This window comes from Rugamonas rubra (genome assembly GCF_900114705.1).
GTDB classification, from domain to species: Bacteria; Pseudomonadota; Gammaproteobacteria; order Burkholderiales; family Burkholderiaceae_D; genus Rugamonas; species Rugamonas rubra.
This window is the reverse complement of record NZ_FOTW01000006.1, coordinates 199153-213712: the sequence shown is the minus strand read 5'-3', so window position 1 is coordinate 213712 and position 14560 is coordinate 199153. Positions and strand designations below refer to the sequence as shown.

Annotated in this window: 14 protein-coding genes; 8 read left to right on the top strand and 6 right to left on the bottom strand. The window is 67.4% G+C overall.

The features are described from left to right. Positions 1-13 precede the first annotated feature (13 nt). The 8 genes from BM252_RS05420 to BM252_RS05385 all read left to right on the top strand — a co-directional run bounded on the left by BM252_RS05420 (position 14) and on the right by BM252_RS05385 (position 7069). Positions 14-397, top strand: coding sequence for a diacylglycerol kinase (locus tag BM252_RS05420; protein ID WP_093384702.1), 384 nt, complete (start codon positions 14-16; stop codon positions 395-397). A 139-nt stretch (positions 398-536) separates the two neighbouring features. After that, positions 537-1544, top strand: a complete 1008-nt coding sequence (locus tag BM252_RS05415) for a sulfate ABC transporter substrate-binding protein (RefSeq protein ID WP_093384699.1) — start codon at positions 537-539, stop codon at positions 1542-1544. A 26-nt stretch (positions 1545-1570) separates the two neighbouring features. After that, a complete protein-coding gene (locus BM252_RS05410) occupies positions 1571-2137 on the top strand; it encodes an RBBP9/YdeN family alpha/beta hydrolase (RefSeq protein ID WP_093384697.1) in 567 nt (188 codons plus the stop codon). A 116-nt stretch (positions 2138-2253) separates the two neighbouring features. Further along, the gene (locus BM252_RS05405) at positions 2254-2892 is read left to right on the top strand and encodes a peroxiredoxin (RefSeq protein WP_093384694.1); all 639 of its coding nucleotides are present in this window, start codon (positions 2254-2256) and stop codon (positions 2890-2892) included. Between the two features lie 263 nt (positions 2893-3155). Next, positions 3156-3962 (top strand): sulfate ABC transporter permease subunit CysT, encoded by an 807-nt coding sequence (gene cysT / locus BM252_RS05400; RefSeq protein ID WP_245774101.1) that lies wholly within the window; start codon positions 3156-3158, stop codon positions 3960-3962. 4 nt (positions 3963-3966) lie between these two features. Next, entirely contained in the window at positions 3967-4884 is a 918-nt protein-coding gene (gene cysW, locus BM252_RS05395; RefSeq protein ID WP_093384690.1) for a sulfate ABC transporter permease subunit CysW, read from the top strand. 2 nt (positions 4885-4886) lie between these two features. Then, complete coding sequence (locus BM252_RS05390; RefSeq protein ID WP_093384688.1) at positions 4887-5957, top strand: sulfate/molybdate ABC transporter ATP-binding protein; 1071 nt, start codon at positions 4887-4889, stop codon at positions 5955-5957. A gap of 179 nt (positions 5958-6136) precedes the next feature. After that, positions 6137-7069, top strand: coding sequence for a CysB family HTH-type transcriptional regulator (locus BM252_RS05385; RefSeq protein WP_093384685.1), 933 nt, complete (start codon positions 6137-6139; stop codon positions 7067-7069). A gap of 10 nt (positions 7070-7079) precedes the next feature. Here BM252_RS05385 and BM252_RS05380 read toward each other — a convergent pair whose 3' ends face one another. The 6 genes from BM252_RS05380 to aat all read right to left on the bottom strand — a co-directional run bounded on the left by BM252_RS05380 (position 7080) and on the right by aat (position 14555). Next, the gene (locus BM252_RS05380) at positions 7080-7874 is read right to left on the bottom strand and encodes a substrate-binding periplasmic protein (protein WP_093384683.1); all 795 of its coding nucleotides are present in this window, start codon (positions 7872-7874) and stop codon (positions 7080-7082) included. Positions 7875-8106: 232 nt separating this feature from the next. After that, positions 8107-10491, bottom strand: coding sequence for a TonB-dependent receptor plug domain-containing protein (locus BM252_RS05375; RefSeq protein WP_093384680.1), 2385 nt, complete (start codon positions 10489-10491; stop codon positions 8107-8109). Between the two features lie 276 nt (positions 10492-10767). Further along, complete coding sequence (locus tag BM252_RS05370; protein ID WP_093384677.1) at positions 10768-11814, bottom strand: aldo/keto reductase; 1047 nt, start codon at positions 11812-11814, stop codon at positions 10768-10770. Between the two features lie 47 nt (positions 11815-11861). Next, a complete protein-coding gene (locus tag BM252_RS05365; RefSeq protein WP_093384675.1) occupies positions 11862-12902 on the bottom strand; it encodes a quinone-dependent dihydroorotate dehydrogenase in 1041 nt (346 codons plus the stop codon). An 84-nt stretch (positions 12903-12986) separates the two neighbouring features. After that, positions 12987-13709, bottom strand: coding sequence for an arginyltransferase (locus BM252_RS05360; protein WP_093384672.1), 723 nt, complete (start codon positions 13707-13709; stop codon positions 12987-12989). A 117-nt stretch (positions 13710-13826) separates the two neighbouring features. Further along, positions 13827-14555 (bottom strand): leucyl/phenylalanyl-tRNA--protein transferase, encoded by a 729-nt coding sequence (gene aat, locus BM252_RS05355; protein WP_093384670.1) that lies wholly within the window; start codon positions 14553-14555, stop codon positions 13827-13829. Between the last annotated feature and the right edge of the window lie 5 nt (positions 14556-14560).

Sequence of the window (14560 nt, the reverse complement as noted above, 5' to 3'; positions counted from 1 at the left end):
TAAGCAGCCGGACATGGAACCAGTCAGTGAATTCAAGAGCAAGAGCGGCTTCAAGCGCATTCTTTCCGCCATGATGTACTCGATCGCCGGCCTGCAGGCCGCCTGGCGCCACGAACACGCCTTCCGCCAGGAAATGATCCTCTTGCTGGCCGGCAGCGCCGTCGCCTTGTTGCTGCGCATCTCGGCGTTTGAAAAACTGATGTTGATCGGCGTGTTGGTGCTGATCGTGATCGTCGAACTGATCAATTCCGCCATCGAGGCGGTGGTCGACCGTGTCTCGCTGGAGCGCCACCCGCTGTCAAAGAACGCCAAGGACTTCGGCAGCGCCGCCGTGTTCCTGGCCTGCCTGCTGGCCGCCGCCGCCTGGGCCGTGGTGTTGTTCAACCGCTTCTACTAGTGTCGCAACGGTAGACAGCGGCGGCGGACGGCGGTTCTATATAAGTTTTTGGTATATAAAACTGCTAAATGCTTAGTTCTCTTTCATATCAAGGCGCTTTACTCTGAAGCTTCTGAAGTGAACCACATGGGGAACCCTGATGCTGTCCAAGAAAATCATCGCCGCCGCACTCGCCGTCACCGCCTTCGCCGCCAGCGCGCCGGCCTTCGCCGCCGACATCTCGCTGCTCAACGTTTCCTACGATCCGACGCGCGAACTGTATCAGGACGTCAACACCGCCTTCGCCAAGGATTGGAAGGCGAAGACCGGCGATAACGTCAAGATCAAGCAATCGCACGGTGGTTCCGGCAAACAGGGGCGCGCCGTCATCGACGGCCTGGAGGCCGACGTGGTGACCCTGGCCCTGGCCTACGACATCGACGCCATCGGCGAACGGGGCCTGCTGAAGAAGGACTGGCAGAAACAGTTGCCGCACAATAGCTCGCCGTACACCTCGACCATCGTCTTCCTGGTGCGCAAGGGCAACCCCAAGGGCATCAAGGACTGGAACGACCTGGTCAAGCCGGGCGTGGCGGTGATCACACCGAATCCGAAGACCTCGGGCGGCGCCCGCTGGAACCACCTGGCCGCCTACGGCTACGCGCTGCGCCAGCCGGGCGGCAGCGAGGCCGGCGCGCGCGATTTCCTGAAAAAACTCTACAAGAACGTGCCGGTGCTCGATTCCGGCGCGCGCGGCGCCACCACCACCTTCGTCGAACGCGGCATCGGCGACGTGCTGATCGCCTGGGAGAACGAGGCCCTGCTGGCGATCAAGGAACTGGGCCCGGACAAGGTCGAGATCGTCGCGCCGTCGCTCAGCATTTTGGCCGAGCCGCCGGTGGCCGTGGTCGACAAGGTGGTCGACAAGCGCGGCACGCGCAAGGTGGCCGAGGCCTACCTGCGCTTCCTCTACACCGACGAGGGCCAGGAGTTGATCGCCAAGAACTACTACCGGCCGACGGTCGACAAGGCGGTGAAGAAATACGCCGCCCGGTTCCCCAACGTCAAACTGTTCACCCTGGCCCAGGTGGCCGGCGACTGGAGCACGGCGCAGAAGGCCCACTTCGCCGACGGCGGCGTGTTCGACCAGATCTACCAGCCGAAGTAAGCGCGGACCACGCAAGGGGAGGGCCTATGAGCGCCAGTTTGCTTTCGCAGTTCCGCGTGCTGGTCGCGCCCGGCCTGCACAACAGCGGCAAGGAGCATTGGCAGAGCCGCTGGCAACGCCTGTACTCCAGCTTCGAGCGGGTCGAGCAGGACGACTGGGAGCGGCCCGATCTGTTGCGCTGGTCGGCCCGGCTCGACCAGGTGCGCCGCGCCGACCGCCGCCCCACGCTGATCGTCGCGCACAGCTTCGGCAGCCTGGCCACGGCGCACAGCGTGGCGGCCGACCCGTCCGGGGTGGCCGGCGTGCTGCTGGTGGCGCCGGCCGACCCGGACAAGTTCGGCGTCGCCGCGCTGCTGCCGCAGGGGCCGCTGCCCTGTCCCTCGATCATGATCGGCAGCCGCGACGACCCGTGGATGACGGCCGAGCGTGCCGCGCTGTGGGCGGCGCGCTGGGGCAGCGACTTCATCGACGGCGGCGCCCTCGGCCACATCAACGCCGAGTCCGGTTTGGGCGACTGGCTAGACGGCCAGCGCCAGTTGCAATTGCTGGCGCAGCGCGCCCGGCAGGCGGGGAATGTTGTTCAATTTGCCTGAATTTTTCTGTTTTTGACGTTTTGCTGACGCGAGTGGCGCCCCGCCGGCCCGCTTGCGGCGATGATGACCTTGTCGGATGCGCAATACCGGCATTCTTAACCACCACGGAGCTAACGATGACCATACGCCTGGGCGACACCGCGCCCGATTTCGAGCAAGATTCCACCATTGGCAAGATCCACTTCCACGAGTGGGCCGGCAAGTCCTGGGTGGTGCTGTTTTCCCACCCGGCCGACTTCACGCCGGTCTGCACCACCGAGCTGGGCCTGACGGCCAAGCTCAAGCCCGAGTTCGACAAGCGCAACGTCAAGGTGATCGCGCTGTCGGTCGACCCGGCCGAGGCCCACCTGGAGTGGATCAAGGATATCGAGGCGACCCAGCACACGGTGGTCGGCTTCCCCATCATCGCCGACGCCGACCGCAAGGTCTCCGAGCTGTACGACATGATCCACCCGGCGCTGTCGGCCACCGCCACGGTGCGCTCGCTGTTCGTCATCGACCCGAGCAAGAAGGTGCGCCTGACCATCACCTACCCGATGAGCACCGGCCGCAACTTCGACGAGGTCCTGCGCGTCATCGACGCCTTGCAGCTGAGCGACGGCTACACCGTGGCCACGCCGGGCAACTGGCAGGACGGCGACGACGTCATCATTCCGCTGACCGTGCAGGACCCGGCGCTGATCGAGCAGAAGTATCCAAAAGGCTACAAGGCCGAGCGGCCGTATCTGCGCCTGACGCCGCAGCCGAACAAATAGACCGTTGCAGCGACACCGCCAACGCACTCCCCGGAGTGCGTTTTTTTTATGGGCGGCGCGGTCGCGGCCAAGCCCGCTTGCATGGACTAACTCTGCGGACTAGTCGATTTCAATCTAAGCAAATGACAAAAGGTTAGTTTGGTTTATAACGGCGGGATGCGAATATTCGGCCTTATAAGTCGAAAATGTAATAAGAGGGAGCATCCATGTCAGCAGCAGCACTTGCGGTTCCGGCCAAACCACGCGGCGCCCCGTTCCGGGTCATGCCGGGTTTCCGGCTGTCGCTGGGCTTCACCATCTTCTACCTGGCGCTGATCGTGCTCATCCCGCTGTCGGCGGTGTTCCTGAAGACCTTCACCATGACCTGGCCGGCCTTCTGGTCGGCCGTCACCTCGGAGCGCGTGATGGCCTCCTACCGGCTGACCTTCGGCGCCTCGCTGATCGGCGCCAGCATCAACGTGGTGTTCGGCGGCATCGTCGCCTGGGTGCTGGTGCGCTACGAATTCCCCGGCAAGCGCATCATCGACGCGCTGGTCGACCTGCCGTTCGCCCTGCCTACCGCCGTCGCCGGCATCACCCTGACGGCGCTGTACTCGTCGAACGGCTGGTTCGGCCGCTTCCTCGAGGGCACGCTGGGCCTGAAGGTGGCCTTCACCCCGCTCGGCGTGGTGGTGGCGCTGACCTTCATCGGCCTGCCCTTCGTGGTGCGCACCGTGCAACCGGTGCTCGAGGACGCCGAGCGCGAGCTCGAGGAGGCCGCCGCCAGCCTGGGCGCCAGCGCCCTGCAAACCTTCGTGCGGGTGGTGTTCCCGACCATCCTGCCGTCCTTGATGACCGGCTTCGCGCTGGCCTTCGCCCGCGCCACCGGCGAGTACGGCTCGGTGATCTTCATCGCCGGCAACATGCCGATGGTGTCGGAGATCACGCCGCTGTTCATCATCACCAAGCTCGAGCAGTACGACTACGCCGGCGCCACCGCCATCGCCGTGGTGATGTTGCTGGTGTCCTTCGTGCTGTTGTTGTCGATCAATCTGCTGCAGGCCTGGGCCCGTGGCAAGTCGGGGAAATAAGAAGATGAGTGCTGTCCTGAACCCTGTTGTCGCCGCCACGCCGCCGGCCCGCCGTGGCGAGCTGCCGTCCGCCCCTTCGGTGCTGGAGCCTTGGTGGGTGCGCGGCCTGCTGATCGGCGTCGCGCTGACCTTCCTGACGCTGTTCCTGTTCGTGCCCCTGGTGGCGGTCTTCGCCGAGGCCTTCAAGAAGGGCTGGGAGGCCTACCTGGCGTCGATCACCGAGGCCGACGCCATCTCGGCCATCAAGCTGACCCTGCTGACGGCCGTCATCGCCGTGCCGCTCAACCTAGTGTTCGGCGTCGCCGCCTCGTGGTGCATCGCCAAGTTCGAGTTCCGCGGCAAGAGCATCCTGTTGACCCTGATCGACCTGCCGTTCTCCGTCTCGCCGGTGATCTCCGGCCTGATCTACGTGCTGATGTTCGGCGCCCAGGGCTGGTTCGGCCCCTGGCTGCAGGAACACGACATCAAGATCCTGTTCGCCGTGCCGGGCATTGTGCTGGCGACGATTTTCATCACCTTCCCCTTCGTCGCGCGCGAGCTGATCCCGCTGATGCAGGCCCAGGGCAGCGAGGAGGAGGAGGCCGCCATCGTGCTGGGCGCCTCGGGCTGGAACACCTTCCGCCGCGTCACCCTGCCCAACATCAAATGGGGCCTGCTGTACGGCGTCATCCTGTGCAACGCCCGCGCCATGGGCGAGTTCGGCGCCGTCTCGGTGGTGTCCGGCCACATCCGTGGCGAGACCAACACCGTGCCGCTGCAGGTGGAAATCCTCTACAACGAATACAACTTCGCGGCCGCCTTCGCGGTGGCGTCGCTGCTGGCCCTGCTGGCCCTGGTGACGCTGGCGCTGAAGTCCTTTATCTCCTGGCGCCTGAATGAATCGATCGCCGTCGATTCCGCCTTACGTTCTACGGAGCACTGATCATGACCATCGAAGTCAGAAACATCCATAAACAGTTCGGCGATTTCACCGCCCTCAACAACGTCTCGCTGTCCTTCCCGGCCGGCGAACTGACGGCCCTGCTGGGGCCTTCCGGTTGCGGCAAGACAACGCTGCTGCGCATCATCGCCGGCCTCGAGCACCCGGACTCCGGCCAGGTGCTGCTCGACGCCCAGGACGCCTCGGCGCGCCACGTGCGCGAGCGCCAGGTCGGCTTCGTGTTCCAGCACTACGCGCTGTTCAAGCACATGACGGTGTTCGAGAACGTCGCCTTCGGCCTGCGCGTCAAGTCGCGCAGCGAGCGCCCCTCGGAAGACCAGATCCGCCGCAAGGTCAAGGACCTGCTCGAACTGGTCCAGCTCGACTGGCTGGCCGACCGCTACCCGCCGCAGCTGTCCGGCGGCCAGCGCCAGCGCATCGCCCTGGCGCGCGCGCTGGCGGTCGAGCCGCGCGTGCTGCTGCTCGACGAACCGTTCGGCGCGCTCGACGCCAAGGTGCGCAAGGAGCTGCGCCGCTGGCTGCGCCGCCTGCACGACGACCTGCACGTGACCAGCATCTTCGTCACCCACGACCAGGAGGAGGCGCTGGAGGTGGCCGACCAGGTGGTGCTGATGAACAAGGGCAACGTCGAACAGATCGGCTCGCCGGCCGAGGTCTACAACCACCCGGCCTCGCCCTTCGTCTACGGCTTCCTGGGCAACGTCAACATGTTCCACGGCCGCGTCCACGAGGGCGTGATGGCCACCGGCGACGTCAGCTTCGACGTGCCCGACCACGGCGGCGTGCAGGACAGCAAGGGCATCGCCTACGTCCGCCCGCACGACCTGGAGATCGACCGCTACACGCCGGGCGCCGAGGGCATCATCGTCAAGCTGCGCCGCGCCCACGCCATCGGCCCGCTGGCCCAGCTCGACCTGGAGCGCACCGACAACGCCGAGCTGATCGAGGCGGTGATGTCGAACGAGCGCTTCAGCCAACTGCACCTGAAGGAGGGCGAGACGCTGGTGGTGCGGCCGAAACGCCTGCACGTGTTCGTCGACCCGGCCGTGGCGTAAGGCCCCGCCGTAGGCACGCGGCGCCTGCGCGCCCACCTTAGCCGCTAGCGCTCCATCGCGTCGGCCGCCGGCCGCCCAGGCCGCCGGCGCGGGAGGGCTGCGCGCCAACGTTGCGCCGACACGCTGGCCGACGACGTCGCGTCAGCAACCTATTCGCCCTCGGGCAGCAAGGACCCACCATGAATTTCCAGCAACTGCGCTCCATCCGCGAAGCCGCCCGCCGGGGCTACAACCTGACCGAGGTGGCCAACGCCCTGTTCACCTCGCAGCCCGGGGTGAGCCGGCAGATCCGCGAGCTGGAGGACGAGCTCGGCGTCGTCATCTTCGAGCGCAACGGCAAGCGCCTGACCGGCCTGACCGACCCCGGCAAGGGCATCTTGAAGATCATCGACCGCCTGCTGATCGAGGCGGAGAACCTGCAGCAGGCCAGCCTGGAATACACCGGCCAGAACAGCGGCACGCTGAGCGTGGCGGCCACCCACACCCAGGCCCGCTACGCGCTGCCCAAGGTGGTGCAGTCCTTCCGCGCCGCCTTCCCCGAGGTGCGCATTGCGCTGCAGCAGAGCGCGCCCGAGCACATCGCCGAATGGGTCCTGTCGGGCAAGACCGACATCGGCATCGCCACCGAGGGCCTGTCGCAGTTCCCCGACCTGGTGTCCTTCCCCTGCTACCGCTGGAGCCACCTGATCGTGGTGCCGGACGGCCACCCGCTGCTGGCCCGTTCGCCGATCCGCCTGGAGGACCTGGCCGAGTTCCCCTTGATCACCTACGACATCGGCTTCACCGGACGCGGCCACATCGACGCCGCCTTCGCCAAGGCCGACGTCAAGCCCGACATCGTGCTGACGGCGATGGACTCGGACGTCATCAAGCAGTACGTCGCGCTGGGCATGGGCGTCGGCATCGTCGCCTCGATGGCCTTCGACCACGGCCGCGACAAGGGCCTGCGCGCGGTCGAGGCCTCGCACCTGTTCGCCGCCAACACCACCCGGCTGGCGGTGCGCAAGGGCGCCTACCTGCGCTCCTACGCCTACCACTTCATCCAGCAGTTCGCCCCCGAGCTGACGCGCGCCGAGATCGACGCGGCGCTGGCCGGCGGCGAACAATCCTGACGCGCCGCCGCTACGGCACCCGATCGGCCAGCGCCTTGTTCAGATAGCTCTCGAAGCGGCCGTCGGCGAATGCCTGGCGCGCCGCCTTGCGGTAGCGCTCGACCAGGCCGGCCGGCGCCAGCGGCGAGAAGACGCCGTGCAGTTCGACGCCCGGCACCGGCAACGGCAGCAGTTTCAGGCGCAGTGCGTCGCGCGCCGCGTAGTAGCGGGCGCTGGCGCAGTTGGAGAAGTAGACGCCGTCGACGCGGCCCAGTTTCAGTTTGCCCAAATTCTGCTTTTCCCAGTCGACCCCGCCCACCTCGACATAGTGGATGCGCGCATCGCGCATGAACGGCGGCAGCGCGGCGCCGACCACCCAACCTATCGTCATGTCGGCCAGGTCGGCGGCCGAGCGCAGCGCGTTCAGGCGGTGCCCCGGCTGCACCGCGACGCAGGGTTCGAACTTGATGTAGACGGCCTCGTCGAACTGGATGCCGGCGCGGTCGCGCTCGGCCGTATGGGCCAGGATGGGGCTGAACAGCACCTGGCCGGTGGCCAGGCTGTGCTCCAGCCGGGCCACGGTGAGCGGGCGCCGCCACTGGAAGCGCACGCCCATGCGCGGGGCGATCTCGCGGTCGAAGAAGTCGATCAGCGCGCCCTCCGGCCCGTCCTGGCCGGCAAACACATACGGCGCGACCGTGAACACGCCCGCAGTGACCAGTTCGCCCGCCGGCGCCTGCGCCGGCGCGGCCGCGAGCAGGGTCAGGCCGGCGAGCACGGCGGCACGAAACGGCGGCGACAGGGCGATGGTTGGCAGGCGATGCATCGGCGGCCTCGGGCGTGGCGCAATCCCTTGGGGAAATAGGCATTGCAAGCCATTGCAAGGCTAGCACAGCGGCGCGGCGGCGGCGTGGAGAATGCGCCGGCGGCGGGTATCTGTTGCGCCGGCGACGCACGCCGCCGCGCCGGACCCGGATGCGACGAGGGGCGGGCGGGATACGCTCCCGTCCGCCCCTCCCGTTGTGGCCGACCGCCGCCGTGCGGCGGCGGCGCGGCGCTTACCAGCTGTAACCGGCCTTGGCGTAGTAGTAGCGGCCGTTGAAGCCGTTCGGCGCGAAGCCGCTGTACGGCGTGGTGCCGTTGTTGTTCAGATTGCCGTTCGAGGTGATCTGGTCGGGGTAGCGGTTGGTCAGGTTGTCGATGCCGGCGCTGAGTTTCCAGTTCTTGCCCAGCTTGACGCTGCCCGACACGTCCAGCACCCATTGCGGATCATAGGTCTGGTCCAGCGTGGCGTTGTTTTGCGGCACGGTGAAGCTGCCGTAGCGGGTGACCACGGCGCGGCTGTTCCAGTTGCCGACGGTGTAGTCGCCCGACAGGCTGAACTTGTCCTTCGGCGAGCCGACGGTGAGGCGGTTGATGGTCTGGCGGTCGATCAGGGTCAGTCCGTTGGCGCTCAGCAGGGCCGGGTTGGCGGCGACGCGCTCGAGCGAGTTCTTGTTGTGGTTGTAGGCCGCCGTGAAGTCGACCTTGCCGGCCTCGGCCAGCTCCAGGCGGTAGGTGCTGACCACGTCGACGCCACGGGTGCTGGTGTCGATGGCGTTGGTGAAGTAGCGGCCGGCGCCGACCAGGATGCCCTGCTTGGCCAGCGCGTTCTTCAGGTCGGGCGACAGCGTCATGTTGGCCGACAGGGCGACACGGTCGTCGATGTCGATGCGGTAGACGTCGACCGTGGTGCTGAAGTTGCGGGTCGGTTGCAGTTGCAGGCCGAGGCTGTAGTTGCGCGCCTTCTCGGCCTTCAACTGGGTGGCGCCCAGTGCGCTGGCGGCGGCGCTGCCGACGGCGAAGGTGCCGGTCTCGATCGGCGTGTTGACGCCGTTCACCACCGAGAAGTTGGTCGTCGTGATGGTGTAGAACTGCTGCGCCAGCGACGGCGCGCGGAAGCCCGACGAGGCGGTGCCGCGCAGCGAGACGGCGTCGTTGAAGGCGTAGCGGGCCGAGCCCTTGGCCGAGGTGGTGTTGCCGAAGTCGCTATAGCGCTCGTGGCGCAAGGCCGCCGAGGCGGAGAACTTCTTGGTCAGCTCCGCTTCCAGGTTCAGGTAGATCGAGGTGTTGTGGCGGCTGTTGCTGCCGGCGTTGGCCGGACGGAAGCCGGAGAAACCCTGCGCGCCGCTGCCGGAGTAGGAGGCCAGGTCGCCTGCGCCGATTTCATACTTCTCGCGGCGCAGTTCCAGGCCGGTGGCGACCGTCAGCGGACCGCTGAAGGCGGCGAGCGGGAATTCGCGCGCCAGATCCAGGTTCAGCAGCTGCTGGTTGTTGATCAGCTTGCCGGCATGGAAATGGGTCGGGCTGGCCGCGCCCATGTCCTGGTTGACGGTGTTGTCGAGGTCGAGCTTGAACTCGTTGTTGCCGTAGTTAAAGCTGGCGTCCCAGCGCCAGCCGGCCGCTTCGCCGCGCAGGCCGGCCACCAGGGCCGAGTCGATCGAGGTGCTGTTTTCCAAGGGCAGGAAGCCCTCGGGGAACAGCGGGGTGCGCTGCGCCGTGCCGTTCAGCGCGGTGCGCCAGGTGGCGGCGGCCGAGGTGTTGCGCTGGCCGTAGTTGCCGAAGGCGTAGAAATCGATGTCGTCGTTGACGCGGTACTGGGTGTTGGCGAAGAAGGCGCGCGGATGGGTTTCCGGGTCGCCGAAGCGTTGGTTGACCTGGCCGTAGCGCGGCTCCTTCGGATTGCGGAAGTCGGCGCCGGCGCGGTTGGTGGCGTCGCGTTCGGCCACCTCCAGCGCCACACGAACCCAGCCGGCATCGCCCAGCGCGAAGCCGGTCGAGCCCTTGAAGGTCTTCTGGATGCCGTCGCGCTTCTGGTATTCGCCGAAGCCGACTTCGACGTCGCTGCCCTCGGCGCCTTTTTTCAGGATGATGTTGATGACGCCGGCGATGGCGTCCGAGCCGTACTGGGCGGCGGCGCCGTCGCGCAGCACCTCGACGTGGTCGATGGCCGACAGCGGGATGGCGTTCAGGTCGACCGGCGCCGAGCCGCGGCCCTGGGTGCCGTTGACGTTGACCACCGCCGAGGTGTGGCGGCGCTTGCCGTTGACCAGCACCAGCGTCTGGTCGGGCGACAGGCCGCGCAACTGGGCCGGACGCACGGCGTCGCTGGCGTCGGCGCCGGACGGACGGGGGAAGTTCACCGACGGCAGCAGCCGGCCCAGCACGGTGGCCAGCTCGGTCGAGCCGGTGGCCTGCAGTTCGCGCGCGCCGATGATGTCGATCGGCGACTCGGAGTCGACGGTGCGGCGGTTCTTGGCGTAGGTGCCGGTGACCACCACCGACTGCAGCTCGCCGTCCAGCGCGGCGGCTTGTTGCGCGTAGGCGGGCAGGGAGAGCGTGGCGATCAGGCTGGTGACGAGCAGGGCGCGGGCGGGATTCGGCTGGGTGTGGCGTGAACTCATGGGGGGGGCGATCTCGATGGTGGGGAATAGGAAAAAGCTTACCAGTCGGCAAGTGACTTAACCATAGACTTGTTTTTACTAATGATATATAAAAAAATGATATGGAAGCCACCAGCCCGTGATGGAACGCATATGGAACAGGGGCGCGCGCGACTTGTCTGTGGCAAGTGTCGCTAAAAAGAGACGTATGTCGAGGCGGGCATATTCGCGGGCGCCAGACGGCGGGGTCAGACCCTCAGGGTCTGACCCTCGCTTGCGCGGCAGGTGTTTTTACGGTTATTGGCCGGGGTTGGGCAGGCCGGCGTGGATCGCGTCGACCTGGGCCAGCACCTCGGGCGCCAGCTTGACGTCGAAGGCGTCGATGTTTTCCTTCAACTGGGCCAGGCTGGTGGCGCCGATGATGGTCGAGGCGACGAACCAGCGCGAATAGCACCAGGCCAGCGCCAACTGGGTCGGCGTCAGGCCGTTGGCGCGCGCCAGGGCGGCGTACTGCGCCACCGCCGCCAACACGCCGGGGCGCAGGTAGCGCGGGCTCCAGTTGGGCGGGAACAGGGTCAGCCGGCCGGCCGCCTTGGGATCGTCCAGGTACTTCGCCGTCAGCTGGCCGAAGGCCAGCGGGCTGTAGGCGAGCAGGCCGACCTGGGCGCGCAGGCAGGTTTCGTCGAGCAGGCTGGTCTCGAAGTGGCGCGCGGTCAGGTTGTACAGGTTCTGGATGCTGGCGATGCGCGGCAGGCCCTTCATCTCGGCCTGCTTGATGAACTCGCAGACGCCCCAGTTGGACTCGTTGGAGACGCCGATCTGGCCGATCTTGCCGGCCTCGACCAGCCGGCCCAGCGCGGCCAGGGTGTCCTCGATCGCCACCGAGGCCCGCTCGGCCTGCGGATTGAAGGCGTTGGCGCCGAAGATGGGCACGTTGCGGCTGGGCCAGTGCAACTGGTACAGGTCGATGCGCTCGGTTTGCAGACGGCGCAGGCTGTCCTCGACGGCGGCGCCGATGTTGGCCGCGTCGAGGTTGTTCTTGCCGCCGCGCAGCCAGTGCATGTGCGGGTTCGGCCCGGCCACCTTGGTCGCCAGCACCACCTGGTCGCGCCGGCCGCCGCGCTTGAGCCAGCTGCCGATGAAGCGCTCGGTGCTGCCCTGGGTGGCGGCGCGCGGCATCACCGGATACATCTCGGCGGTGTCGATGAAGTTGATGCCGCGTTCGAGCGCGTAGTCGAGCTGGCTGTGCGCCTCGGCCTCGCTGTTCTGCTCGCCGAAGGTCATGGTGCCCAGGCAGATCTTGCTGACGCTCAGGCCGCTGGTGCCCAGGGTGGTGTGTTGCATAGGTGGCTCTCGCGGTGGCGGTTGGCGGAAGGGGGCTGGGCTGGCGCCTAGCGGGCGCGCAGCGCGTCGGCGCAGTCGCGCACCAGGGACGGGCCGGCGTAGATCAGGCCGCTGTACAACTGCACCAGCTGGGCGCCCGCCTCGATTTTGACCTTGGCGTCGGCGCCGCGCATGATGCCGCCCACGCCGATGATCGGCAGGGCGTCGCCCAGCTCGGCCTTCAACAGGCGGATGACCGTGTTGGACAGCTCGAACACCGGCGCGCCGGACAGGCCGCCGGCCTCGCCGCCGTGCTGCATGCCCTCGACGGCGCTGCGGCTGAGCGTGGTGTTGGTGGCGATCACGCCGTCGATCTTGTGGCGCAGCAGGGCGTCGGCGATGTTCTTGACCTGCTCGCCGTCCATGTCCGGCGCGATCTTCAGCGCCAGCGGCACGTAGCGCTTGTGCTGGTCGGCCAGGCGCGACTGGGCGTCCTTGAGCTGGGCCAGCAGGCCGTCGAGCTCGGAGCCGCCCTGCAGCTGGCGCAGGTTCTTGGTGTTGGGCGAGGAGATGTTGACCGTCACGTAGCTGGCGTAGGGGTAGACCTTCTCCAGGCACTTCAGGTAGTCGTCGGCGGCGTTCTCGATCGGCGTGTCGGCGTTCTTGCCGATGTTCAGGCCCAGCACGCCCTCGCGGTTCTGGTAGAAGCGCGACGCCTGCACGTTGGCGACGAAGGCGTCGACGCCGCCGTTGTTGAAGCCCATGCGGTTGATGATGCCGTGCGCGGCCGGCAGGCGGAACATGCGCGGCTTGGGGTTGCCCGCTTGCGCGCGCGGCGTCACGGTGCCCACCTCGATCGAGCCGAAGCCCAGGTCGGCCAGCGCGTCGATGTAGGCGCCGTCCTTGTCCAGCCCGGCGGCCAGGCCGACCGGGTTCTTGAAGGTGATGCCCATCACGCTGCGCGGATCGGCGGCCGGCTGCTTGACCAGGCGGGTCAGGCCGAGGGCGGCGGCGCGCTTGAGCGCCGGCAGGGTCAGGTGGTGGGCCGCTTCGGCGTCCATCGCGAACAGCAGGGGACGGGCCAGGGAGTACAGGAAGTTTTCGGACATGGGGGCGCTCTTGAAAGGATGCGCTATTTTACCAGCGCCGGCCGCCCCCCCCGGCCGCCTCGGGCAAGATCCGGCCGGATCGCCCTAGAGCACGCTCCACTCGCCGCCGATGCGCGCCTCGAGCGGCTTGAAGTTGATCTTGTAGGACATCTTCGGGCTTTGCTCGATCCAGTAGCCCAGGTAGACATAGGGCAGCTTGAGCTCGCGCGCCTGCTCGATCTGCCACAGCACGTTGAAGGTGCCGTAGGAGGCGCCCTCGACGTCCGGGTCGAAGAAGGTGTAGACCGAGGACAGGCCGTCCGACAGCAGGTCGATGATGCTGACCATGCGCAGCACGCCGTCCGGCTGGCGGAACTCGACCAGCCGCGTGTTGACCCGGCTTTGCAGCAGGAACTGGGCGTACTGGTCGCGGCTGTCCTGGTCCATGCCGCCGCCGGCGTGGCGCTTGCTCTGGTAGCGCAGGTAGAGCTCGTAGTGCTCGTCGGAGAAGGACAGCGTGGCGACGCCGGCCTGCAGCTCGGCGTGCCTGGCCCAGGCGCGGCGCTGGCCCCGGCTGGGGCGGAAGGCGTCGGCCACCACGCGCACCGGGATGCAGGCCTGGCAGCCGTCGCAATACGGCCGGTAGGTGAAGATGCCGCTGCGGCGGAAGCCGTTCTTGACCAGCTCGGAATACACGTCGGCGTTGATCAGGTGCGACGGCGTGGCCACCTGCGAGCGGGCCTGGCGCGCGTCCAGGTAGCTGCACGGATAGGGCGCCGTGGTGTAGAACTGCAAGGTCGCGAAGGGAAGATCGTTCAGCTGCGTCATGCAGATCCTATCGGTACGGTTGCAAAGCTTGCCGGGGTTGCAAAGTTCGCGCGGCAGGCTGGCGTTCCTGCGCAAGCTGCGGCCGGGGCGCGCGCGGCGCCGGGGCTTACGCCTAGATTAATCGCCGGCGGGGAAAGGCGCAAGCGCTTCCCACGCGGTGATCTGGGGCAGCGCAATGCTGTGGCGTAGATGCGCCAGGAACTGCTGGCGCGAGATGGGCGCCGCGCCCAGCGAGGCCAGGTGGGCGGTCTCCTGTTGGCAGTCGATCATCGCCACGCCGTGGCGGCGCAGGAAGTGCACCAGGTAGGCCAGCGCGATCTTCGAGCCGTCGGTGACGCGGGCGAACATCGACTCGCCGTAGAACATGCGGCCGATCGAGACGCCGTAGGCGCCGCCGACCAGTTCGCCGTCCAGCCACAGCTCGGCCGAGTGGGCGTAGCCCATCCGGTGCAGCCCGCTGTAGCCGGCGATGATGTCCTCCGAGATCCAGGTGCCGGGGCCGTCCTTGCGCGGCGCCGCGCAGGCCCGCATGACGGCCTCGAAGTCGCCGTCGAAGCGCACCTGCCAGCGGCCGTCGCCGGCGGCGCTGCGCGCCACCTTGCGCAGCGTCTTTTGCAGGCTGGCGGAGACGCGGAACTGCTCGGTCATCAGCACCATGCGCGGGTCGGTGCTCCACCACAGGATCGGCTGGCCCTCGGAGAACCAGGGGAAGATGCCGCGCTGGTAGGCCGCCAGCAGGCGCTGCGGCGACAGGTCGGCGCCGGCCGCCAGCAGGCCGGGGGCGTCGCTGGTGAGCGCCTGGGCGACATCGGGGAAGGGGGTGTGCGCCTCGAGCCAGGGGATCATGGGGC

What these genes read in the sequence shown, in the direction of transcription:
- BM252_RS05420 (WP_093384702.1), top strand. Translation starts at nt 14, where the DNA reads ATGGAACCAGTCAGTGAATTCAAGAGCAAGAGCGGCTTCAAGCGCATT.
- BM252_RS05415 (WP_093384699.1), top strand. Translation starts at nt 537, where the DNA reads ATGCTGTCCAAGAAAATCATCGCCGCCGCACTCGCCGTCACCGCCTTC.
- BM252_RS05410 (WP_093384697.1), top strand. Translation starts at nt 1,571, where the DNA reads ATGAGCGCCAGTTTGCTTTCGCAGTTCCGCGTGCTGGTCGCGCCCGGC.
- BM252_RS05405 (WP_093384694.1), top strand. Translation starts at nt 2,254, where the DNA reads ATGACCATACGCCTGGGCGACACCGCGCCCGATTTCGAGCAAGATTCC.
- cysT (WP_245774101.1), top strand. Translation starts at nt 3,156, where the DNA reads ATGCCGGGTTTCCGGCTGTCGCTGGGCTTCACCATCTTCTACCTGGCG.
- cysW (WP_093384690.1), top strand. Translation starts at nt 3,967, where the DNA reads ATGAGTGCTGTCCTGAACCCTGTTGTCGCCGCCACGCCGCCGGCCCGC.
- BM252_RS05390 (WP_093384688.1), top strand. Translation starts at nt 4,887, where the DNA reads ATGACCATCGAAGTCAGAAACATCCATAAACAGTTCGGCGATTTCACC.
- BM252_RS05385 (WP_093384685.1), top strand. Translation starts at nt 6,137, where the DNA reads ATGAATTTCCAGCAACTGCGCTCCATCCGCGAAGCCGCCCGCCGGGGC.
- BM252_RS05380 (WP_093384683.1), bottom strand. Translation starts at nt 7,874, where the DNA reads ATGCATCGCCTGCCAACCATCGCCCTGTCGCCGCCGTTTCGTGCCGCC.
- BM252_RS05375 (WP_093384680.1), bottom strand. Translation starts at nt 10,491, where the DNA reads ATGAGTTCACGCCACACCCAGCCGAATCCCGCCCGCGCCCTGCTCGTC.
- BM252_RS05370 (WP_093384677.1), bottom strand. Translation starts at nt 11,814, where the DNA reads ATGCAACACACCACCCTGGGCACCAGCGGCCTGAGCGTCAGCAAGATC.
- BM252_RS05365 (WP_093384675.1), bottom strand. Translation starts at nt 12,902, where the DNA reads ATGTCCGAAAACTTCCTGTACTCCCTGGCCCGTCCCCTGCTGTTCGCG.
- BM252_RS05360 (WP_093384672.1), bottom strand. Translation starts at nt 13,709, where the DNA reads ATGACGCAGCTGAACGATCTTCCCTTCGCGACCTTGCAGTTCTACACC.
- aat (WP_093384670.1), bottom strand. Translation starts at nt 14,555, where the DNA reads ATGATCCCCTGGCTCGAGGCGCACACCCCCTTCCCCGATGTCGCCCAG.